General features: G+C 62.0%; 19 protein-coding genes, 1 tRNA gene and 1 pseudogene. 13 read left to right on the top strand and 8 right to left on the bottom strand.

Features of this window, described 5'->3' with window-relative positions; translation table 11 throughout:
• Positions 1–59: 59 nt before the first annotated feature.
• On the bottom strand, positions 60–926 hold the full coding sequence (locus tag JQ611_RS22865; RefSeq protein WP_212265151.1) for an IclR family transcriptional regulator: 867 nt from the start codon (positions 924–926) through the stop codon (positions 60–62).
• 162 nt (positions 927–1,088) lie between these two features.
• Here JQ611_RS22865 and JQ611_RS22860 point away from each other — a divergent pair, with 162 nt between their 5' ends.
• The 8 genes from JQ611_RS22860 to JQ611_RS22825 all read left to right on the top strand — a co-directional run bounded on the left by JQ611_RS22860 (position 1,089) and on the right by JQ611_RS22825 (position 11,454).
• Positions 1,089–3,182 (top strand): 3-hydroxyacyl-CoA dehydrogenase NAD-binding domain-containing protein, encoded by a 2,094-nt coding sequence (locus JQ611_RS22860; protein WP_212264992.1) that lies wholly within the window; start codon positions 1,089–1,091, stop codon positions 3,180–3,182.
• 139 nt (positions 3,183–3,321) lie between these two features.
• Entirely contained in the window at positions 3,322–5,001 is a 1,680-nt protein-coding gene (gene pimA / locus JQ611_RS22855) for a dicarboxylate--CoA ligase PimA (protein WP_212466667.1), read from the top strand.
• Positions 5,002–5,168: 167 nt separating this feature from the next.
• Entirely contained in the window at positions 5,169–6,359 is a 1,191-nt protein-coding gene (pimC, locus tag JQ611_RS22850; protein WP_212264994.1) for a pimeloyl-CoA dehydrogenase large subunit, read from the top strand.
• Positions 6,360–6,538: 179 nt separating this feature from the next.
• Entirely contained in the window at positions 6,539–7,681 is a 1,143-nt protein-coding gene (pimD, locus tag JQ611_RS22845; protein WP_212466666.1) for a pimeloyl-CoA dehydrogenase small subunit, read from the top strand.
• Positions 7,682–7,912: 231 nt separating this feature from the next.
• Positions 7,913–8,686, top strand: coding sequence for an SDR family NAD(P)-dependent oxidoreductase (locus JQ611_RS22840; RefSeq protein WP_212264996.1), 774 nt, complete (start codon positions 7,913–7,915; stop codon positions 8,684–8,686).
• Between the two features lie 217 nt (positions 8,687–8,903).
• On the top strand, positions 8,904–10,406 hold the full coding sequence (glpK, locus tag JQ611_RS22835) for a glycerol kinase GlpK (RefSeq protein ID WP_212264997.1): 1,503 nt from the start codon (positions 8,904–8,906) through the stop codon (positions 10,404–10,406).
• Positions 10,406–10,864, top strand: a complete 459-nt coding sequence (locus tag JQ611_RS22830; protein WP_212466665.1) for a lipocalin-like domain-containing protein — start codon at positions 10,406–10,408, stop codon at positions 10,862–10,864. The genes glpK and JQ611_RS22830 overlap by 1 nt, the downstream gene beginning before the upstream one ends.
• Positions 10,861–11,454, top strand: a complete 594-nt coding sequence (locus JQ611_RS22825) for a GNAT family N-acetyltransferase (RefSeq protein ID WP_212466664.1) — start codon at positions 10,861–10,863, stop codon at positions 11,452–11,454. Before JQ611_RS22830 ends, JQ611_RS22825 begins: the two co-directional genes overlap by 4 nt.
• 131 nt (positions 11,455–11,585) lie before the next feature.
• Here the strand turns inward: JQ611_RS22825 and JQ611_RS22820 are convergent, their stop codons facing one another.
• Positions 11,586–11,963: a DUF6636 domain-containing protein gene (locus JQ611_RS22820; protein ID WP_212466663.1), complete on the bottom strand. Its 378-nt coding sequence runs from the start codon at positions 11,961–11,963 to the stop codon at positions 11,586–11,588.
• Between the two features lie 210 nt (positions 11,964–12,173).
• On the opposite strand from JQ611_RS22820, the gene JQ611_RS22815 reads away from it, so the two are divergent.
• On the top strand, positions 12,174–12,800 hold the full coding sequence (locus tag JQ611_RS22815; RefSeq protein ID WP_212466662.1) for a glutathione S-transferase family protein: 627 nt from the start codon (positions 12,174–12,176) through the stop codon (positions 12,798–12,800).
• 1,734 nt (positions 12,801–14,534) lie between these two features.
• Here JQ611_RS22815 and JQ611_RS22810 read toward each other — a convergent pair.
• Positions 14,535–16,141 (bottom strand): annotated as a pseudogene (locus JQ611_RS22810) (GMC family oxidoreductase).
• 302 nt (positions 16,142–16,443) lie between these two features.
• On the opposite strand from JQ611_RS22810, the gene JQ611_RS22805 reads away from it, so the two are divergent.
• A tRNA-Met gene (locus JQ611_RS22805) sits at positions 16,444–16,520 on the top strand.
• Between the two features lie 919 nt (positions 16,521–17,439).
• Here JQ611_RS22805 and JQ611_RS22800 read toward each other — a convergent pair.
• Entirely contained in the window at positions 17,440–17,607 is a 168-nt protein-coding gene (locus JQ611_RS22800) for a hypothetical protein (RefSeq protein ID WP_212466661.1), read from the bottom strand.
• A gap of 504 nt (positions 17,608–18,111) precedes the next feature.
• Between JQ611_RS22800 and JQ611_RS22795 the strand changes: the two genes are divergently transcribed.
• Positions 18,112–18,483 carry an H-NS family nucleoid-associated regulatory protein gene (locus JQ611_RS22795; protein ID WP_212267186.1) on the top strand — a complete coding sequence of 124 codons (372 nt, stop codon included), beginning with the start codon at positions 18,112–18,114 and terminating at the stop codon, positions 18,481–18,483.
• A 165-nt stretch (positions 18,484–18,648) separates the two neighbouring features.
• Here the strand turns inward: JQ611_RS22795 and JQ611_RS22790 are convergent, their stop codons facing one another.
• Positions 18,649–18,801, bottom strand: coding sequence for a hypothetical protein (locus JQ611_RS22790; RefSeq protein WP_212267189.1), 153 nt, complete (start codon positions 18,799–18,801; stop codon positions 18,649–18,651).
• A 645-nt stretch (positions 18,802–19,446) separates the two neighbouring features.
• Positions 19,447–19,572: a hypothetical protein gene (locus tag JQ611_RS42525; RefSeq protein WP_283813447.1), complete on the bottom strand. Its 126-nt coding sequence runs from the start codon at positions 19,570–19,572 to the stop codon at positions 19,447–19,449.
• 230 nt (positions 19,573–19,802) lie between these two features.
• Here JQ611_RS42525 and JQ611_RS22785 point away from each other — a divergent pair, with 230 nt between their 5' ends.
• Together JQ611_RS22785 and JQ611_RS22780 are read left to right on the top strand one after the other, a co-directional pair.
• Positions 19,803–20,219: a hypothetical protein gene (locus JQ611_RS22785; protein ID WP_212466660.1), complete on the top strand. Its 417-nt coding sequence runs from the start codon at positions 19,803–19,805 to the stop codon at positions 20,217–20,219.
• A gap of 291 nt (positions 20,220–20,510) precedes the next feature.
• Positions 20,511–20,891, top strand: a complete 381-nt coding sequence (locus tag JQ611_RS22780; protein WP_212466659.1) for a hypothetical protein — start codon at positions 20,511–20,513, stop codon at positions 20,889–20,891.
• Positions 20,892–20,986: 95 nt separating this feature from the next.
• On the opposite strand, the gene JQ611_RS22775 is transcribed toward JQ611_RS22780, so the two are convergent.
• Together JQ611_RS22775 and JQ611_RS22770 are read right to left on the bottom strand one after the other, a co-directional pair.
• Positions 20,987–21,220: a hypothetical protein gene (locus tag JQ611_RS22775; protein WP_212466658.1), complete on the bottom strand. Its 234-nt coding sequence runs from the start codon at positions 21,218–21,220 to the stop codon at positions 20,987–20,989.
• Positions 21,221–21,358: 138 nt separating this feature from the next.
• Positions 21,359–22,099 (bottom strand): metallophosphoesterase family protein, encoded by a 741-nt coding sequence (locus JQ611_RS22770; RefSeq protein WP_212267204.1) that lies wholly within the window; start codon positions 22,097–22,099, stop codon positions 21,359–21,361.
• Between the last annotated feature and the right edge of the window lie 8 nt (positions 22,100–22,107).

Below are 22,107 nucleotides of genomic sequence, written 5' to 3'. Positions count from 1 at the left end.
CTGAGTAACTCATGGAGCGGGAATGACCGCGCGAAAACTTGCGCCGGTCATGATGATGGCTACCTGATCCCCTCGACCACACGTGCAACTTTCCCTCCTGCTTTCAACTTCTTGTTCTCTTCTTTTTTGGATTGCGGGGCTGCGCCGCCCAGCGCCGCCTCGATGTTCCTTACCATCGTCACAAGGCGAGGTCCAATGTCGTTGATCAAGCGATCTTCCGTGAAACGGAAAGCGGGCGCGCCACAATTGAAGGCATACGGTCCGGTTCCATCGCTGAGCTTCAACGCGACGCCTACCGCGTGCACATCGTCTTGCCATTCGCCGGCGGAGATCGTGAATCCCTGACGCGCCACCATTTCGCCCGCGCGTTCGATGCCGTCGCGCATTCGCGGCCAGCGGCTGCTGCCGTAATGGTCGCGCAGTTCGCGCAACAAAGCGGCACGCTCGTCATCGGGCAGCGCCCAGATATAGGCACGTCCCATCGCGGTGGTCACTATCGGTACCCGCGAACCGACGTCGAGCTGCACGCCAAGCAAGCCGGTCCGGCTCTGGCCGAAATAGATCATGCTGTGACGGTCGCGGCCGCCGACCGCAACCGCGCCGCCGGTCTCGCGCATCAGCGCTTCACGGTAGGGTTCGGACAAATGCCGAACGCCGAGATTGGCCAGCGCGGCATACCCCAGGGCCATGGCTGATGGCGCGAGCTGATACTTTTCGAACCGCGGAACGGGTGTAAGATAGCCCAGCTTGGTCAAGGTGTAGGTCAGCCGGGAAATGGTTGGCTTCGGCAATTTAGTACGGGCAGCAATCTCTTGATTGCCAAGAAGCCCGTCGTTGGGTTGGAATGCGCGCAACACATCAAGTCCGCGGGAGAGCGCGACGACGAAGCTGCGATCAGTCGCCGCTTTCTTCCCTGGACGTTTCATTGCCTGCTGCTGTGCCGAGCTCGTTGACAAGGGACGTGCTTCAAAATAACCCTCCCTGTCAAGATGTGGAATTGAATTTCGCAGTGCGAAATCAACAAAACGCCGTAGCCACTCAACGCAAGTTCGAGCGGCAATCAAGAACAGGCATTCAGGGAGAGTCCCGTGAACGAAGTCGTAACACTCGAACGTCATGACGCCATCGCCATCGTCACGGTCAACAGCCCTCCGGTGAACGCGCTCAGCGCCGCCGTGCGTGGCGGCATTTTCGACTGCATGAAGGCTGCGATCGCTGATCCCGAGGTAAAGGCGATCGTGCTGACCTGCGGCGGCCGCACCTTCATCGCCGGCGCCGACATCACCGAATTCGGCAAGCCGCCGAAGCCTCCGGGTCTGCATGAAGTGCTGGTCGCGATGGAGAACTCGCCGAAGCCGATCATTGCCGCCATCCACGGCACCGCGCTTGGTGGCGGTCTCGAAGTCGCGCTGGCATGCCACTACCGCGTGGCGACCAAAGAGGCAAAACTCGGCCTGCCTGAAGTGAAGCTCGGCCTGTTGCCGGGCGCCGGCGGCACGCAGCGCCTGCCGCGCGCGATCGGCCCGGAAATGGCGGTCAAGATGATCGTCAGCGGCGATCCGATCGGCGCCGCTGAAGCCCTCAAGAACGGCCTGATCGAGGAAATCGTCGAAGGTCCGGCCTCGGGCGGCGAAGCCTTTGCCCGCAAGGTGCTGGCGGAGAAGCGCCCGCTGCGCAAGCTGCGCGACGACGATTCGAAGCTCGCCGCGGCGAAAGCCGATATTTCGATCTTCACCAACGCGGTCGCGGCCCTCACCAAGAAGGCGCGCGGACTGGAAGCGCCGTTCGCCGCCGCGGATGCCGTGCGCGCCGCGATCGAATTGCCGTTCGACGAAGGGTTGAAGAAGGAGCGCGAAGGTTTCCTCAAGCTGGTGTCATCAGACCAGTCGAAGGCGCAGCGCTACGCCTTCTTCAGCGAACGCGAGGCGGCAAAAGTCGCCGGCGTTCCCGAAGGCACAAAACCGCGCAATGTCGAGCGCGTCGCGATCATCGGCGCCGGCACCATGGGCGGCGGCATTGCGATGTCGTTCGCCAATGCCGGTATCCCGGTGACGCTGATCGAGACCGGCGAAGAGCAGCTCAAGCGCGGCATGGGCGTGATGCAGAAGAATTACGAGGCGACCGCCGCGCGCGGTGGCATCCCGGCAGACGCGCCGGCCAAGCGGATGGGCCTGATCACCGGGGTGGTCGGCCTTGAGAACGTCAAGGACGCTGACCTTGTGATCGAAGCCGTGTTCGAAACCATGGCGATCAAGAAGGAAGTGTTCACCGCGCTCGACAAATACGCCAAGAAGGGCGCCGTGCTCGCCTCCAACACCTCCTATCTCAACATCGACGAGATCGCGAAGGTCACCAGCCGTCCGCAGGACGTGCTCGGCATGCACTTCTTCTCCCCGGCCAACGTGATGAAGCTGTGCGAGATCGTCCGCGCCGACAAGACCGCGCCGGATGCTTTGACCACGGCCGTCTCGATCGCGCGCAAAATTGCGAAAGTTCCGGCGGTGGTCGGCGTCTGCGACGGTTTTGTCGGCAACCGCATGCTCGCGCAGCGCGGCAAGCAGTCCGAAAAGCTGTTGTTCGAAGGCGCATTGCCGCAGCAGGTCGATGCCGTCGTGACGAAATTCGGCATGCCGATGGGCCCGTTCGCGATGGGCGATCTCGCCGGCCTCGATATCGGCTGGCGTTCGCGCAAGGACCGCGGCCTCAAGTCGGAAATCGCGGATGCGCTGTGCGAAGCCGGCCGCTTCGGCCAGAAGACCGGCAAGGGCTATTACAAATACGAAGGCGGCTCGCGTTCGCCGATGCCGGATCCGGAGGTCGAGAAGCTAATCACCGAAACCCTGCAGCGCCTCGGCCGCAAGACCCGCGTGGTAAGCGACGACGAAATCCTCGAGCGCATGATGTACCCGATGATCAACGAGGGCGCGCGGATCCTGGAGGAGGGCATCGCGGCGCGTCCGAGCGATATCGACGTGATCTGGCTCTATGGCTATGGCTGGCCGATCTATCGCGGCGGCCCGATGTTCTATGCCGACCAGGTCGGCCTCAAGCACATCGCGGATCGCCTGTCGTACTACGCCAAGGAGACCAACGATCCCTCGCTCGAACCGGCGCCGCTGCTCAAGCGTCTCGCCGCGGAGGGCAAGACCTTTGCGTCGCTGGCACAGTCGAAAGCGGCTTGATGGGGCTGGACGTCCTCTCAGTGTCGTTCCGGGGCGCGCGCAGCGCGAACCTCAGATGTGCAATGCACATCAGGGGACCTCGAGATTCCGGGTTCGCTCGCTGGGTGCGAGCGCCCCGGAATGACGATGTGGGGCGAGCATGACCCATCCCGGCGAACAGTTCTATCCGCAAGGCGTTCGCTGGGACGATCCGCTTCCGCGCGGCACGCTGCCTGATTTGTTGTCGGCAGCCGCCGCCGAGTTCGGATCGCGTCCCGCGGTTGAATTCCGCGACCGGCCGATCAGCTACGCCGCGCTCGAATCCCTGGTGGAGACGGCAGCCGCGGCCTTCCTGCGCGCCGGCTACGGCAAGGGCAGTTCGGTCGCGCTGTTCCTCGGCAATTCGCCGGATCATCCGGTCAATTTCTTCGGTGCGCTGAAAGCCGGCGCTCGCATCGTGCACCTGAGCCCGCTCGACGGCGAGATCGCCCTGTCGCACAAGCTCTCGGACTCCGGCGCGCGCGTGCTGGTCACCAGCAATTTGTCGGCGTTGTTGCCGACCGCGCTGAAATTCCTCGACAAGGGCTTGCTCGATCGCCTGATCGTTTGCGAGGACGATGATTGGGGCAAGGTCGGCACGCCGCAGACGGCGTTGCCGAACAATCCGGCCGTCATCACCTACAAGCAATTCACCGATGGTGCGTCGAGGCCTTCGCAATGGCCTGTCATGAGCGCCGATGATGTCGCGCTGCTGCAGTATACCGGCGGCACCACGGGCCTGCCCAAGGGCGCGATGCTCAGCCACGGCAACCTGACCTCGGCGGTGTCGGTCTATGACGTCTGGGGTGCGCCGTCGCGCGCCGAGCGCGACGCGATCGAGCGCGTGATCTGCGTGCTGCCGCTGTTCCATATCTATGCGCTGACGGTGGTGCTGCTGTCGTCGATCCGGCGCGGCAATCTGATCTCGCTGCACCAGCGTTTCGACGTCGAGGCTGTGATGCGCGACATCGAGACGAAGCGCGCCACCGCGTTCCCCGGCGTGCCGACGATGTGGATCGCGATCGCCGCATTGCCCGATCTCGACAAGCGCGATCTGTCCTCGCTGGTCAGCGTCGGCTCGGGCGGCGCACCGCTGCCGGTCGAAGTCGCGCGGATCCTCGAACAGAGGGTCGGCATGAAGCTGAAGAGCGGCTGGGGCATGACCGAGACCTGCTCGCCCGGCACCGCCCATCCCAAGGAAGGCCCGGACAAACCCGGCTCGATCGGTTTGATGCTGCCGGGAATCGAGATGGACGTGGTGTCTCTCGACGATCCCAAGCAACTGATGCCGGTTGGCGAAGTCGGCGAGATCCGCATCCGCGGACCGAACGTCACCAAAGGCTACTGGAACCGGCCGAAGGAAACCGCGGAAGCCTTCGTCGGCGACCGCTTCCTGACCGGCGACATCGGCTACATGGATGGCGACGGCTATTTCTACCTGGTCGACCGCAAGAAGGACATGATCATCTCCGGCGGCTTCAACGTCTACCCGCAGATGATCGAGCAGGCGATCTATACCCATCCCGCCGTGCAGGAAGTGATCGTGATCGGTATTCCCGACGATTACCGCGGCGAAGCCGCAAAAGCCTTCATCAAGCTGCGCAGCGATGCAAAACCGTTCGCGCTGGAAGAGCTGCGCGCCTTCCTCACCGGCAAGCTCGGCAAGCATGAAATCCCGGCCGCGGTCGATTTCGTCGATGAATTGCCGCGCACGCCGGTCGGCAAGTTGTCGCGTCATGAACTGCGTCTGCGGCAGCCATCGCCGCAGAAGCAACAGCTCGTATCAGGAGGACGGTCGTAACGACACCCGTCGTCCCGGCGAAGGCCGGGACCCATACGCCGCGGCTTCGCCTGGGGGCACAATGGGAGACGGCTTTCGCAATATCAGAGTTCGGTGGTTATGGGTCCCGGCCTTCGCCGGGACGACGATGAGAGATAAGTAAGTCAATTCGCTCACAGGAGGATCCGATGGATCTCGCTTTCAGCAAGGAAGAAATAGCGTTTCGTGAGGAAGTGCGGGCCTTCTTCAGGGATAACGTGCCGCCGGATACACGGCGCAAGCTGCAGGAAGGCCGCCACCTGTCCAAGGACGAGATGGTCACCTGGTGGCGCATCCTGAACAAGAAGGGCTGGGGCGTCTCGCACTGGCCGAAGGAATATGGCGGCACCGGCTGGAGCTCCGTGCAGCACTACATCTTCAACGAAGAACTGCAGATGCACCCGGCGCCGGCGCCGCTCGCCTTCGGCGTCAGCATGGTCGGCCCGGTCATCTACACCTTCGGAAATGAAGCGCAGAAGAAGCAGTATCTGCCGCGCATCGCCAATGTCGACGACTGGTGGTGCCAGGGCTTTTCGGAGCCGGGCTCCGGATCGGACCTCGCCTCGCTGAAGACCAAGGCCGAGCGCCGTGGCGACAAATACATCATCAACGGCCAGAAGACCTGGACCACGCTGGCGCAGCACGCCGACATGATCTTCTGTCTCTGCCGCACCGACAACAACGCCAAGAAGCAGATGGGCATCTCCTTCATCGTGTTCGACATGAAGTCGAAGGGCATCACGGTGCGCCCGATCGAGACCATCGACGGCGGCCACGAGGTCAACGAAGTGTTCTTTGACGACGTCGAGGTGCCCGTCGAAAATCTGATCGGCGAGGAGAACAAGGGCTGGGATTACGCCAAATTCCTGCTCGGCAATGAGCGCACCGGCATCGCCCGGGTCGGCGTTTCCAAGGAGCGGCTGCGCCGCATCAAGGAGCTCGCCTCCAAGGTCGAGTCCAACGGCAAGCCCGTGCTCGAAGACCAGGGGTTCCGCGAGAAGCTCGCGGCCTGCGAGATCGAGCTGAAGGCGCTCGAACTGACGCAGCTCCGCGTCGTCGCCGATGAAGGCAAGCACGGCAAGGGCAAGCCCAATCCGGCGTCCTCGGTCTTGAAGATCAAGGGCTCGGAAATCCAACAGACCACCACCGAACTCCTGATGGAAGTGATCGGCCCGTTCGCCGCGCCCTATGACGAGCATGGCGACGACGGCTCCAACGAGGCGATGGACTGGACCGCGCAGATCGCGCCGAGCTACTTCAACAACCGCAAGGTCTCGATCTACGGCGGCTCCAACGAGATCCAGCGCAACATCATCACCAAGGCGGTGCTGGGGCTGTGATTTCTTCTCCCTCGCCCCGCGCTTGCGGGGAGAGGGTCGGGGTGAGGGGCTCTCACCGCGAGCGCTGAACTAACGGTGAGTGCGGTACCCCCTCACCCGGATCGCAAGGGCGATCCGACCTCTCCCCGCAAGCGGGGAGAGGTTAAGAAACGAGCGATCGGTTAAAGGAACGAAACAACATGGATTTTGATTTGTCCGAGGAGCAGCGGCTTCTCAAGGAAAGCGTCGACGGTCTCCTCAACGATTCCTACGACTTCGAGGCGCGCAAGAAGTACCGCACCGAGAAGGGCGGCTGGAGCAAGGCCGTCTGGGGCAAGCTTGCCGAACAGGGCCTGCTCGGCCTTCCGTTTTCGGAAGAAGACGGCGGCTTCGGCGCCGGCGCGGTGGAAACCGCGATCGTGATGGAGGCGATGGGCAAGGCGCTGGTGCTGGAGCCTTATCTCGCCACGGTCGTGATCGCCGGCGGCTTCCTGCGCCATGGCGGCTCGGCCGAGCAGAAGGCCGCGCATATCCCTGCTATCATCGACGGCAGCAAGACCTTTGCGTTCGCGCAGCTCGAGAAGAACTCGCGCTACGATCTCTCCGACGTCGCGACGACGGCCAAAAAGAAGGGCGCCGGCTGGGTGATCGACGGCGAAAAATTCGTCGTGATCAACGGCGAGAACGCCGACACCCTGATCGTCACCGCGCGCACCAAGGGCGAGCGGCGCGACAAGAGCGGCATCGGCGTGTTCCTGGTGCCCGCCAACGCCAAGGGCATCAGCCGCAAGGGCTATCCGACCCAGGACGGACTGCACGCCGCCGACATCACGCTGACCGGCGTCGAGGTTGGCGCCGAGGCTGCGATCGGCGACCCCGAGAACGCGCTTGAACTGATCGAGCGCGTGGTCGACGACGCCCGCACCGCGATGTGCGCCGAAGCGGTCGGGGCGATGGATGAATCGCTGAAATCCACGGTCGAGTACCTGAAAACGCGAAAACAGTTCGGCGTCGCGATCGGCACCTTCCAGACCCTGCAGCACCGCGCCGCCGACATGTTCGTCGCCGTCGAACAGGCCCGCAGCATGTCGATGTTCGCGACCATGGCGGCCGATTTCGACAACGCCAAGGAGCGTGCGACAGCTGTGGCTGCCGCGAAAGTGCAAGTTGGAAAATCGCTGAAGTTCGTCGGCCAGCAGTCGATCCAGCTCCATGGCGGCATCGGCATGACCCAGGAAGCCAAGATCGGCCACTACTTCAAGCGCCTGACCATGATCGAGAACAGCTTTGGCGACACGGATTATCACCTCCGCCGCGTCACGGATGCGGGCGGGTTGATCTGACTTCGTCATTCCGGGGCACGACGAAGTCGTGAACCCGGAATGACGAGATTCTGGGTCTGGTCCGTCGGACCATCCCGGAATGACGAATATAATTTGTCGTCATGGCCGGGCTTGTCCCGGCCATCCACGTCTTGGCCTCAAAGAAAAGGAAGTCGTGGATGCCCGGGTCAAGCCCGGGCATGACGGATAGAGAACGGCAACGACAACGAACAAACAAAAAGGGAGCGCATCGTGAAGGGAACCCCGTTCGATCTCACCGGCAAGGTCGCCGTGATCACCGGCTCGAGCCGCGGCATCGGTCGCTCCTCGGCGGAACTGTTGGCAAAGCTCGGCGCCAAGGTCGTGATCTCCAGCCGCAAGGCGGATGCCTGCGTTGAGGTCGCCGAAGGCATCAAGAAGGCCGGCGGCGACGCCCATGTCATTCCCTGCAACATCTCGCGCCGCGAGGAAGTCGACGCGCTGATTTCGGGCACCACAAAGCATTTCGGCAAGGTCGACATCCTCGTCTGCAACGCCGCGGTCAATCCGTATTACGGCCCATTGCTCGACATCAAGGACGAGGCCTTCGACAAGATCATGGGCTCCAACGTCAAGAGCAACATCTGGCTGTGTGCGCAGGCGATCCCGCAGATGGCGGAACGCGGCAGCGGCTCGGTCGTGATCGTGTCCTCGATCGGCGGCCTGCGCGGCTCCACCGTGATCGGCGCCTACGGCATCTCCAAGGCGGCGGATTTCTCGCTGTGCCGCAGCCTCGCCGGCGAATGGGGCCCGAAAGGCGTCCGCGTCAATTGCGTGGCGCCGGGCCTCGTGAAAACCGACTTCGCCCGCGCGCTGTGGGAAGACCCTGATAATCTGAAGCGCCGCACCGCCACCACGCCGCTGCGCCGCATCGGCGAACCCGACGAAATCGCGGGTGCAGTGGCGTATCTCGCCTCCGACGCGTCGACGTTCATGACAGGGCAGACGATTGTGGTGGATGGCGGCGTGACCACGGCGGCGACGTAGCTTCAGCCCTAGCTCTCTCAACGCGTCGTCCCGGCCTTGAGCCGGGACCCATACCGCGTTGTGCTCTCGGTTGAGACGAGGTGGCCGATACCCTTCGCAAAACCGACGCCGGTGGCTATGGGTCCCGGCCTTCGCCGGGACGACGTTGAGATATTGACCTTCTCCCGCCAATCCCCTTTCCTTGCCCCAACCACCAACTTTTCCGGGAAGCACCATCATGTCCTTTGTGCTGGCGATCGATCAGGGCACCACATCCTCGCGCGCCATCGTGTTTCGCAGCGACATTTCGATCGCAGCCACCGCGCAGCAGGAATTCCCGCAGCATTTCCCGGCCTCGGGCTGGGTCGAGCACGAGCCGGAGGATATCTGGACCTCGACGGTGATGGTCTGCCGCGAGGCGCTGGAGAAAGCCGGCCTGAAGGCGAAAGACATCGCCGCGATCGGCATCACCAACCAGCGCGAGACCACTGTCGTGTGGGACCGCGCCACCGGCCAGGCCGTGCACCGCGCCATCGTCTGGCAGGACCGCCGCACCGCCGACATCTGCGCCAAATTGAAGAGTGAAGGCCATGAGCCTGCGATCTCGGCCAAGACCGGCCTGATCATCGATCCCTATTTTTCGGGCACCAAAGTCGCATGGATCCTCGACCACGTGCCCGGCGCGCGTGAACGCGCCGCGCGCGGCGAGCTGATGTTCGGCACCGTCGATTGCTATCTGCTGTGGCGTCTGTCAGGCGGCAAGGTGCATGCCACCGACGCCACCAACGCCTCGCGCACGCTGCTGTTCAACATCCACACCGGCGAATGGGACGACGAGCTCTTGAAACTGCTGCGCGTGCCGCGCTCGATGCTGCCCGAGGTGAAGGATTCCTCCGCCAGGTTCGGCGAGAGCGAACCAGATCTATTCGGCGGCGCGATCGCGATATCAGGCATCGCCGGCGACCAGCAGGCTGCCACTATCGGCCAGGCCTGCTTCACGCCCGGGATGATCAAATCGACCTACGGCACCGGCTGTTTTGCCCTGCTCAACACCGGCACCACGCCGGTGGCCTCGAAGAACAAGCTGCTCACCACCATCGCCTATCAATTGAACGGCAAGCGCACCTACGCGCTGGAAGGCTCGATCTTCGTCGCCGGAAGCGCGGTGCAATGGCTGCGCGACGGCCTCGGCATCATCAAGCAGGCGTCGGAGACCGGCCCGCTCGCCGACAAATCCGATTCCATGCAGAGCGTCTATCTGGTGCCGGCCTTCGTCGGCTTGGGGGCGCCCTACTGGAATCCGCGCGTCCGCGGCGCGCTGTTCGGCCTCACCCGCAACACCGGCCCGGCCGAACTGGCGCACGCCGCGCTGGAGAGCGTCTGCTACCAGACCTACGATCTGCGCGAAGCGATGCGCGCCGACTGGCCGGGCGAAAAAGCCGCCAACGTGCTCCGCGTCGACGGCGGCATGACCGCCTCCGACTGGACCATGCAGCGCCTCGCCGATCTGCTCGACGCGCCGGTCGATCGCCCGATGATCCAGGAAACAACGGCGCTCGGCGCCGCCTATCTCGCGGGTCTGCAGGCGGGTGTCTATCCCGAGCCCGCGAAGTTTGCAGACAATTGGCGGCTGGAGCACAGGTTCAAGCCGGCGATGAGTGCGGCGACGCGGGAGCGGAAGCTCGCCGGGTGGTCGCGGGCGGTGAAGGGATTGCTGGCGAGCGATGAGGGGGAAGGCTAATGGCGCAAGGTGCCGCCGGAAGACCGCTCAACGAGCAGCTTGCCGGCGCCTGGACCCTTGTCTCATGGGAGCAGACCAACGGTGATGAAACCAAACTGGAGCAGTTCGGCGAGAATCCCCAAGGCCTGGCCTTCTTCGATACGGCCGGCCACTACATGATTTCGGTCATGCGCTCGGATCGCGTCAACTACCAGATCGAGAACTTCGGCCAGATCGCGCAGATATCGGCGGAAGAGGCAAAAAAGACCGCACTTGGAACCATCACCTATTTCGGCACCTACGTCATCGACGGACCCCGCCGGGTTCTTGCTATCCACGTTGAAGCCAGCTCCTTTCCGAATTGGAACGGGACTGATCAGGAGCGGTTCTTCGAACTTTCTCAGGATCGACTGACATTGACTGTCCGCCTCCCGCGTGGCGGGCAGGTCGATGTGCTCTGGCAGCGAGCGAACGCATGATCCTCCCCGACGGCGACTTTGACGTTCCTCCGGGCAAGATCGCCACCGTCGTTACGCATCTGGAGATGACCGAACTCCCCGCGATCCCGTCCGACCCCAAGGGCGCCTGGACGCTGCGCCGCGCGGAGGCCCCCGGCCTCGACTGGTATCGCGAACTGTTCCGCCGCGTCGGCGAGGAATGGCTATGGATTTCGCGGACGCGGATGCCGGATGCCAGGCTCGCCGCGATCGTCCATTCACCGTTGGTGGAAGTCTACGCGCTCGAACATGAGGGCCGCGACGAAGGCCTGCTGGAGCTGGATTTCCGCGAGGCCGGCCAGTGCGAGCTCGCTTTTTTCGGCGTCACCGCAAAACTGATCGGCAGCGGCGCCGGCCGCTGGCTGATGAACCGTGCGCTGGAGCTGTCCTGGTCGCGGCCGATCGCACGGTTCTGGGTGCACACCTGCACGCACGATCATCCATCAGCGGTGGCGTTCTATCAGCGCTCGGGCTTTCGCGCCTTCCGGCGGCAAATCGAGATCGAGGACGATCCGCGGCTTGATGGGTCAGCGCCGCGTGACGCGGCGAGGCATGTGCCGGTGATTGAGTGATGGTGCGAACGCTCTCGCAACTCGTCATCACCGGGCTTGTCCCGGCGATCCACGTCTTGCTTACCTCTGCGCAACCAAAGACGTGGATGGCCGGGTCAAGCCCGGCCATGACGATGGAGTGATGCTTGGAGTCAAAACAAATCCTGCTTCGCCCGCGAAAGCGAAAACCCGCGCCTGTCCGCGTTGAAACACGTCACGCCCGTCTGCTCCGACGTGCAGGTAAAGCCACCGCGCTGCCAGACCTCGCCATAGGCCAGCATCGGCATCTTGGGGTCCATCACTGTATCGCCGTAGCAGAGGCGCACGGCGCTGCCCCTGGATCGCATCTCGAACGCCTTGCCCCATTCGAGATCGCAATCGGCCGGCCGGTGCGCCGTCACGGTGGCTTCCATGATGTCGCAGCGGAGCGTGTTCTGCTTGTCGTAGTCGAAATAGGCGCAGGCGATGTTTTTCGATGGCGACTGGAAGCCGGCGGGGCCGCTCTGGGCGTTGGCTGCGGCGGCGAACAACGCTTACAGCGTCAGGACGGTGAGGGATAGGCGCATGTCGGTCCTTCGGTCTCGAATGTCATGCCCGGACTTGATCCGGGCATCCACGTCTTTAAGGTCTGGCAGTAAGAAAGACGTGGATGGCCGGGAGCGCAGACAAGTGTACGCAGTCTGCGCAAGGCAGACTACTATGCCCGGCCATGACGAATAGCGAAAGGACGCAACGGCAACATGTTCCTGATCGGCCAATACGACTCCCCCTTCGTCCGCCGCGTCGCCATCGCGCTGCGGCTTTATGGCTTGCCGTTCGAGCACAGGCCGTGGTCGACCTTCGGCGATGCGGACAAGATCGCGCCGTATAATCCGTTGCGCCGGGTGCCGACGCTGGTGCTTGCCAGCGGCGAGGCTGTCATCGAGAGCGCCGCGATCCTGGATGCGCTCGACGAACTGGTCGGCCCGGAACAAGCGATGATGGCCGAGCGCGGCGATTTGCGCCGCCGGCAATTGCGGATCTGCGCGCTCGGCAGTGGCCTCGCCGACAAGGCGGTCAGCCTGATCTATGAGCGGGTGCTGCGCAAGGAACAGCTCGCGCTTTGGGTCGAGCGCTGCCAGACGCAAATCGGCGGCGTGCTCGAGATGCTGGAGAAAGAGCGCGAGGCGATCCCGACGCCATACTGGTTCGGTGAGCGAATCGGCCACGCTGATATCATGATCGCCTGCGCGTTGCGCTTCACGAGCGAAGCGCATCCCGCGCTGTTCGATGCGCGCTATCCGGCGCTGCAGGCCCACGCCGCGCGCTGCGAAGCGCTGCCGCCATTCCAGGAAATCCTGCAGCGACTCGACCCGCCGAAGGGATGAAGTTCGCTGTCCTTCCGGGCGCCATCATTTGCAGTCGCGGCAGATCGTCAGCTTGCGCCTGAGCTGCACATCTTCCGCGGAATCGGCCCACGGTTGCCCCGAGATGCTATCGGGCTCTTTCATGGGCTTCGACCGTTTGGCTGCGCGCGACAGGTCCGGTAACTTTGGAGCGGGCTCGTCCTCGATGCTTGTGATGAAGCCGTCGTGGTCGGCGGCTGGTTTCGGCGGCGGTGTCTCCCTCGGGGCCGGCGGCGCCGTGCGCTTGGCGGTCGCCCTCGGTGGAGGAGCGTCCTCGGTTGCCGCTGGCGGTGACGCGTCCCTGGCCACCGGCGGCGGCGCGCGCTTGGCCGTTGGCTTTGGTGGAGGAGCTTCGTCGGTTGCCGCTGGCGGGAACGCGTCGCTGGCGACCGGCGACGCCGCGCGTTTGGCGGTCGCCCTCGGTGGAGGAGCGTCCTCGGCTGCCGCTGGCGGTGACGCGTCCCTGGCCACCGGCGGCGGCGCGCGCTTGGCCGTTGGCTTTGGTGGAGGAGCGTCCTCGGTTGCCGCTGGCGGGAACGCGTCCCTGGCCACCGGCGGCGCCGTGCGCTTGGCGGTTGGCTTTGGTGAAGGAGCGTCGTCGGTTGCCGCTGGCGGTGACGCGTCCCTGGCGACCGGCGACGCCGCGCGCTTGGCGGTTGCCCTCGGTGGAGGCGCGTCCTCGGCTGCCGCTGGCGGCGAAGCCAGGATGACAGCCGGAGGCGGCGGCACAGCCTCGTCCGGCGATGGTGCCGGCCGGGCAAGCGAAAGCGGTGGAGCAAGCGAGGTTTGGCATCTCGCGCTGTCTGGCAGCCAAAAACTGACGGACAAAAATCCGATGGCAAACAGTGCCGCGGCGTTTTTTATTCGCATACCGAAAACCGCCGATCTGAAATCAATGATCGCGGGCCTCCGAGGGCACGCTTCGTATAAACTACCGATCCTATCATGGCGGTCAAAAATGACGGAAGTTCGATCCGTACTGCGAGGTCTTACCACCGTTCCCGGAGATCTTGCAGAAGGGATGAGCTTCTTTCTTACCCTTCAGGGGAGGGTAAGTGATCGCGCTGCGACAAATTAACCCGACGGGCAAAGTTCCGCTTCCCTCGTCGGGCAAATCAGCGGTTTGAATCGTCGCGTCCCGCCCGACAAGAGGGGCGTGCGCACGTCACGAACGCGCGGCGGGATGCGGTGGACGCTGGTTCACGTCTGACGACGGCGTGGATTAAGCGTACGGCAAAACCGTGTGGTCCTGGCGCCCGTTGCCGGCGTCAAGCTGTCGGAGAAGCGTGAGCGGAAACGATAGCGACGGAGTCAACCCAGAACTCGTCTCCGGGGAGATCACGGCATAAGCCGTAAAGCCATTGCGCAGGGAAGGCCGGGTGTTCTCCGCTGCCCTGTATGCTCGTGTGCACCTTGTTTTGTGCAAACCGCACGCGAGACCGCGGGTGCAGCGCGCACCCGGTCTTCCCTGCGCCCTCTCATTTGGGGAGGGCGGGAAGTTTCTGGCAAAGCTCGGGCGCAATGCGTCGCGAGAATAATTTTTGTCGTCCCGGCGAAGGCCGGGACCCATAGGCCGCGGCCCCTGTTATTGAAAAAGGAAGATGACGACCAGCGTGCAAAAGCAATTACCGCCTGTGGTTATGGGTCCCGGCCTTCGCCGGGACGACGGATAGTGATTGGCATACTGGAGCGCCTGTGGTGATGGCAGCTGATGGCTCACCCCGCCCGCATCTCGGCCTTGATCATGTCAGCCGCCTTCTCGCCGATCATGATCGTCGGCGCGTTGGTGTTGCCGCCGATCAGGGTCGGCATCACGGAGGCATCGACGATGCGCAGGCCTTCCATGCCGTACACTTTCAGCTTGGGATCGACCACCGCCATCGGATCGCCAACGCCCATCTTGGCGGTGCCGACCGGGTGATAGACGGTGTCGACACGGGCGCGCAGAAGCTTGCGGATGTCGTCGTCGGTGTGCACGCCCTCGGTGAACATGTCCTGTTTCTGCAGCGCGCGCAGCGCCGGCGTGTCCAGCAACCGTTTTGTCACCTTGTAACCGCCGACCATGGTTTCGAGATCGTCGGGATGGCCGAGGAAATTCGGATCGATCAACGGCGGCGCAAAAGGATCGGCGCTGCCGAGCGCGACATGGCCGCGGCTCTTCGGCCGCAGCTGGCAGACATGGAGCGAGAAGCCCGTGCCCTTGTGGCGCTTGCGGCCGTGATCGTCGGTCAGCGCCATGCCGAAATGCAATTGCACGTCGGGCACGTCGAGGTCAGGCCGTGTTTTCAGGAAGCCGCCGCATTCGGCGAAATTCGACGTCATCGGCCCGCGGCGCTCGCGCCGGTACTGGCGAATCCCCCGCAACAGGCGCGGCAGGGCCTTGAGCGAAAGGCCGTAAAAATTCGGATTGTCGGACAGGTAGCCGAACACGAAGTCAGGATGGTCCTGCAAGTTCTGTCCGACGCCGGGCAAATGATGCACGCTTGCGATGCCGTGCTTGCCCAGCGCCGCGCTGTCGCCGACGCCGGACAGCATCAGCAGCTGCGGGGTCTGGAACGCGCCGGAGGCGACGATCACCTCGCGCCGGGCGCGGAGCTGCTTCAACTCCTTGCCCTGGCGGTATTCGACGCCGACCGCGTGCTTGCCCTCGAACAGGATGCGCGTGGCTTGCGCGCCGGTCTCGACGCGCAAATTGGCGCGGCTATTCATATGCGGATGGATATAGGCGCGCGCCGCGCTCCAGCGTTCGCCGTTCTTCTGCGTCACCTGGTAGATGCCGAGGCCTTCATGGTCCTCGGCGTTGAAATCCTCGCGGATCCGGAATTGGCCTTCCTGCGCTGCCTGCAGGAAGATCTGCTGCACCGGATTTTCGGTGCGCAGTTTGTTGACGGCGAGCGGGCCGTCCTTGCCGTGATACTCGCCGTCGAAATCGGCGTTGTTTTCCGAGCGCTTGAAAAAAGGCAGCACGTCGGAGAACGACCAGCCGGCATTGCCGAGCGAGGCCATTGGTCGTAGTCGCTGCGGTGGCCGCGGATATAGACCATGGCGTTGATCGCGGACGAGCCGCCGAGCCCCTTGCCGCGCGGCTGATAGCCGATGCGGCCGTTGAGGCCGGCCTGCGGCACGGTGTTGAAGGCCCAATTGTTGATGGTGCCGGTCACCATCAGCGCCAGCGCGAACGGCGTGGTGACCACCCAATTGTCGTTCTTGCCGCCGGCATCCAGCAACGCCACCGACGCCTTTGGGTCCTCCGAAAGCCGTCCCGCCACCGTGCAGCCGCCGGAGCCGCCCCCCACCACCACGAAATCGAATATGTCCGTCACGCGCCGCCCCCGATAATGATGTTTTTGTGGACTTTTGTTGCGTCAAAGTTCCGCTTTTGCGCCTTTGATGGCAAGGGCGGCTTCCCGAGGCCGTTTCGTGCCGTTTTTGGCGTCACAAAAACCTCAAAAACTGCACCATGGGCCTTTCCAAAGCAGGCTTGCGTTGATACATACCCCTCGCACCCAGGGGCATTGCCCGGGTTGCCTTCTCAGGAAGCCTCTGGACGGGAACGATCGACGCCGAAAAGCGTTGGCCGCTTTCGCTTCGGGTTCGGTTTTGGGGAAGGCGCGCAACGGTTTAACGCGGGGTGGAGCAGCCCGGTAGCTCGTCAGGCTCATAACCTGAAGGTCATAGGTTCAAATCCTATCCCCGCAACCAAGTTAGCCCTTCCAGGTCATCGACCTGGAAGGGTTTTTCTTTGGGGTCGCCGATCCCGGCCATCGGGCCAATCCCGTGCGGGCGAATCGCGCGGCGTCAAATCGGTGGCTTCGATGCGCAGGCGATTGGCGGAAGGTCTCAACGCCTGCCTGATGTGTGCCGTGTGCCGCCACGGCGTTCCGACTCTCAACGAGCGAACGAATAGCGCCGGCCGATCTTCGCGCATATACGCTGTCGTGCTGCACCCGACAACTGTACTGCAAACCCCATCGCTATGAGTACTCAGTAAGCAATGCGCTGCCTAAATCTTCCGACGACAGACAATTCTTTCACCACGAAAGCGAAACGTGAAAAGGTTAGCATCACGCGGGGCCGCTTGGTGGGAGTGGTGCACGTGAGTTGTGAACGAAGAATCTTTCCAAGGCGATATCAGGCAAACATCGCACAGCCTTACACCCTCATCGGGTTGACGGTAGAGGAGACACGTGAGTTCGAACGGCTGGACCATCTTTCTATCGAAGGCGATTCAGGCAACGCCACCTGGACTCCGGATGGCGAGCCAACGACGCCCGAAGAAAGGCGATGGTTCGAGCTTTATCGCAAACACGAACTTGGCTGGAGTGCCTGGTTCGCAGCCGAAGGTGGGTCGACAGCGGCATTTCCCATTCGAGATCGCTCGGTGCTCTAGCATTCCGATTTGGATCTGGTGTCCCCGCGCATGGGGCGATTCGTCGGCTCTTATTTGAGTATGTCTGTTATTCATTGATTGCATGGGTCGGTTGCGTTGTTGCAGAAGCTCGCCGGGTGGCACGCCTTGTTGCTTTTTATTTTCTGTGCGCTGGAACCGCGCGCTTGTCGCTTTATTGTCGCAACTCTGCGCCAATACAGCCCGCCAAACAAAGTGGAATAGAAGATGAGTTCACCAATGCGATGTGATGACGATCAGGATTTTTCCGCCGGTGAACACCTTGGACGTGAAATTCAGCTGCAGGATTCCTCCCTCCGCAATATCTACGAGACGCGTTTGCAACTCGCCCAGCAGCTTGAGGAGAATCTGGCCTTGCGCCGCGCGATAACGCTTCGGCAACGGCAGTCACTGGCGCCCCTGGAGCCCAGCAGGGTTCGCGCAAACGGGCGAATGCGTTAGGGCATCGTTCGATCGTCGCTGTCGCTTGAAAACTCGGGAATGCGCGTTTCCGCACCCGATTGCGAGGTGCATGCCGACAGGTCCCATCACATGGGCGCCCAACTTTGCAGCGCTTCTTTTCGGGGGGGGCGCACATCGGTCGCGTACGCCGAAATGCCGGTGCCGGCTCACTGGCATTCAAAAGGTCCCGATCGGGAAGATGCCGAGCCCGATTCCGATTTGCACCGGCTCCGGCCAACTTCAAAAGATTGTATCAATAATAGGAGGCAACCATTGGATGTTGTGGCGGGCAAATTTGTCCTCCAAATTGCCTCCTGCGCGAAATTTTTTTGATGCGAACCCGTATTTCCCCTAATCAAATGTGGTAATTTTGCGAAGTATTGAATGGGAATACAACCTGAGCGAACAAATAAGTCGCCAGAAAAAATATTGCAGGGAGAAGAAATGAAGTTTCGCAAATTCAATCTCTCGTCATTTTCCATGGATGAGTTGTGGGCCCTCCATGAGCAAGTCGGCAATATCCTGGCCGAAAAAATAACGAGTGAAAAACGTGAGCTGGAGCAACGCCTTGCGAAGCTGAACAGCGGCATGATGGCGAAAATCAAACGGCCGGATCGGCAAGTGGCGGAACGGCGAGCCGCTCGCCGAAAATATCCTCCGGTGCTTCCCAAATTCCAGAATCCATCTGACCCGTCCGAAACGTGGGCCGGTCGAGGCAAGCAGCCGCGCTGGATGGTATTGCAGCTCAAGGCCGGCAAGAAGATGAATGATTTTCTGATTGATCGCGTCAAGCGCAAGCGCGCGAGCACCCGGTAGACCGCAGAAGTTCGGCCCCAACGCACGTTCGCCGCCGCGGACGTCATTCAGCGCGCCGCAAATCGGCCGGGCCATACGCTGGGCCTGCCGCGCAAGGGTGACTGCCTCGAGCGCGCGGCGGGTGGGCGCGCTGGAAGTCGTCTTCCCGCTTCGCCGGTCGACGGCCTAGCCGGCCAGTGCCACCTCGGCCAGTTCGAGCCATTTGGTTGCCATCTCGCGCAGCATCCGGCGCGATTGTTCATCGGTCGTCGTGGCGGCCAGCTGCAGGCAGTGATTGGCAAAATCCACATATCTGTCGCTCAGAGAAGCCTGCTGCATGATCGATCCGCGAATATCAGGAAGTTTTGTCCGTCGAGGAGAAGGCCAAACGGACTGAGATGCCATCTCGCGAGAGTTATCTTGCTGCCGGCATTTAAATAGATATTACTCCGATCAAATTTTAAAATTCAACTGCCCAAGCCACATTTGGATTAGGAATCAGATTTTATTTGATCACCGAGCTGATCGACATTTACTGAACACAGTGCGCCACTAGAGGGTGTGCCACGAGCTGATCAAGTTCAGCACCTCGTTCTCATTTCTCCAAACAAGCAGAGCGCGCCAAAATGCTGCAGCGGCCGGAAAGAATCCCGTTTGTTGTCAGGGCCAAAGAGAAGTTTTTCACGGGAGGATTCCTAGGGCTGATACTGCTGGTAATGGCGGTGTGGATGTACTTTCTGGGCTCCATCTTTTTGAACCTGGTGACCTGGTTTCTTTCCTGACCGACGGGATGCAGGGCCCGGTGAATTCGGATTCGATCGAATCGCTTTCCATGGGCGTCACGGGCGCGAGCGGCAGGCAATCAACAATCAAAGTGTCGGTGCCGCAAGACCGGCTGCACGGGCGATCGGAATTATGGGAGCGTAAATGGCGGACATTTTCCTGGCTAAGCTGTGGGACGGTGCGGTCGCGTCCTTTGTTCGCTCAGACGGTGAACACTTGATCGTCCGCGTCGAAGGCCATGAACGAAAAATTTCGCGGGACGTATGGCGAGAGCTCCCCGAGCAGCAGGATCGCGTCCATCATCGCGAGCATGGGCATGGACGGCACGGACCGGCAGATCCTGGCTTGCGCAGATCCGAGCAATGAATCGACGAGTGCCTTGAGTGGCATCGGTGCTTGCCGCGATCGTGCGAGCCGGACCTCAGATCAACGACATTTGAAGGGAAGATGCCCGATGCCCGCAGAGCTGTCCGCGAAATTAAATAATTATTAACCAGGTTCGAGTGACCTAGGGCATTATGCTGCCGTGGCGGCGCCAACGGGACGGGCATTAAACGATGTTTCAGCTGCTCTCACGGACTCGCGCGCAAAAGCATGCTGGCGATCGATCGGGCGACCGGGATTTCAGGGTTCGGTCGGCCGGACGTGATCTCGACACCGACCGGTTACGGGTGAGCTCCATTCTGGGCGCGCTGGATGCTTCCATTCGCGAGGCGGAGCAGGAGCAATCGGGCCTCAGCGGGCGCGTCGAAGACGTCCTTGCCCGTGCTGCGGTGACATTCGGAAATGGCACCGACGAGTACCTTGAGCGCGACGCACTCGACAGCCACCACCAGACCTTGTTCGGCAACGAGATCTCCAACGGACAGCGCCGGCTTCAGGAACTTGCGACAACGATAGCCCACTTCAAGTTTTTGAAGGCTGCTTTGCTTAGCCGCTTTCCGGACTTCAAGCCTCCTGCACCCGCCGCGTAAGTCTTGCGCGGCCGCAGCGCCATTTTCCAGGGACCAGATTCTGCCCGGTCAGTACCGGTCCCTCAAGACAACAGGCTTCGGATCGAGCTGTACGCCTTGCCAAAAGCCGTTGATCGCCCGGATCGGGTCTCGGTCCGCGACCGACTTGCCTTCGAAACTCCCAGGCTGCGCAGCAATCGACCATCGCCTTGGCGATCATTTGGACTCTCGCCGTGCGCCGGAGGACGCTACGATCGGCGCTTTACGAATCCCGATTTTAAACTGGAAAGGCATTGCCTGAGGGTTGATTGCATGGATCCAGAGGATTTCCGATATCGGGTTGCGGACGATGGACGGATTGCCATTGCCGGCCTCACTCTGGAGGAAACCCTGGAACTCGAAGCGCTGCTTCGGTGGCAGGACGTTGCGAGGGATTTGTCGCGCGAATTGCGGCTCCTCGAACTATATCTAAGACATCATGCGACCTTCACCGACAGGCGCCGGATCATCGACGCAGGCAGCAGCGAGTCGCTCCACGTGCGCCGGCCACGTGACGTCAGCTCAAACGGTCCTCGCCGAGCCCGGCGGATGGCTGGAATGTCTCCGCGCATCCAGGTGCTGCGAACGGCGCTCGCCATCGGCATGGTCAGCGTGGGAATGCTCACCGTCTACCTGGTCGTCGTCAGCCCATAGTCCGACGGCAGCACTGAAAAGCTGGCTGCGAACAACTTCGCGCCGGGCTCATTCCGGAACGGGTCTTCAGGCAAGGCGCCGCAACGCCAAGGCGTTCACAGGAACGCGAAGGTTTGAAGCGCCTCGATCACCACGCAGATAATCATTCCCCATAAGGCGAAGTTGATCTCGATCCCAACTCGCATAGGACATCCTCCCCTTTTTTGCCGCCCGATAGCCGTTGCTTCGCGCGTGATTATTTTAATCGTAATTGAAGAACGGTCAGCTTCCCAGCCTGACTTCTGAGCAATCCGCAGTTCCCTAACGGGGATGCCGTCTCGGTTCGGCATGAATCCGGCGCCAATCGCAGCCCATTGCCTGGATCAGCCATGGCCGCACCCAGCGAGCCCCAAGGCTGGCGACCCGGACGGCGCGACGGCTGGCCATCCGTAATTGCCTGGGACGCCGGTGCCCCGGGCAAGCGATGCTCAGATTGCCAGCAGGCTGGAACCCTGAATTGAGAGCAGCGTCAAATTGCCGGTGGCGTAGGCGCCCGTATCTATGTTGGCGCGGTTTGCCAAAATCTCTGCACTGCGAACCGGTGTATGACCATGAACAATATATTTGCTGAACCGCTTCTTATGCTGAAGAAAATCCTCTCGGATCCAAAGCAGGTCTTCCTCCCGCTGCTCAGCCAGCCGGATGCCCGGTCGAACACCTGCATGAACAAAAAAGAAATCCCCGCAAGAGAAGTTGAGACGCAAGCGCCCCAGAAAGTCGCGATGGCGCGCCGGCATTACCTCGGATAGCTCTCTCATTAATGCATGCTGCTCGTCGCCGTCCGGATTGACCGACGGGGAAAGTCCGTAGGACATCAATGTTTCCAGTCCACCGACCTGAAACCAATTCCCCATGCGGCCGGGATCGCGAAAGACGTCGTCAAGAAAGGCTTCGTGATTGCCCTTCAGGAAGACCGCGTTTCCACGTTGGGAACGTTCAATCAGGAGGTCGAGCGTTGAGCGCGAATCCGGCCCGCGGTCGATGTAATCGCCCATGAAGACTTCTATCGCGTGACGTGGCCTGCTGTGTGCAACGTCGGCGTCGATGACCCGGAGCATTTGATCAAGTAGATGCGCGCAGCCGTGAATATCGCTGATGGCGTAGATGCGAACCCCGTCCGGCAACCTTGGCTTCGCCATCGGCTTCGCATGACGCAGTGCTGACAACATCGGGATAA

The organism is Bradyrhizobium sp. AUGA SZCCT0182, assembly GCF_018130185.1.
Classification (GTDB): domain Bacteria; phylum Pseudomonadota; class Alphaproteobacteria; order Rhizobiales; family Xanthobacteraceae; genus Bradyrhizobium.
Note: the sequence above shows the minus strand (reverse complement) of the source record. Positions and strands in the feature narration are given on the sequence as shown.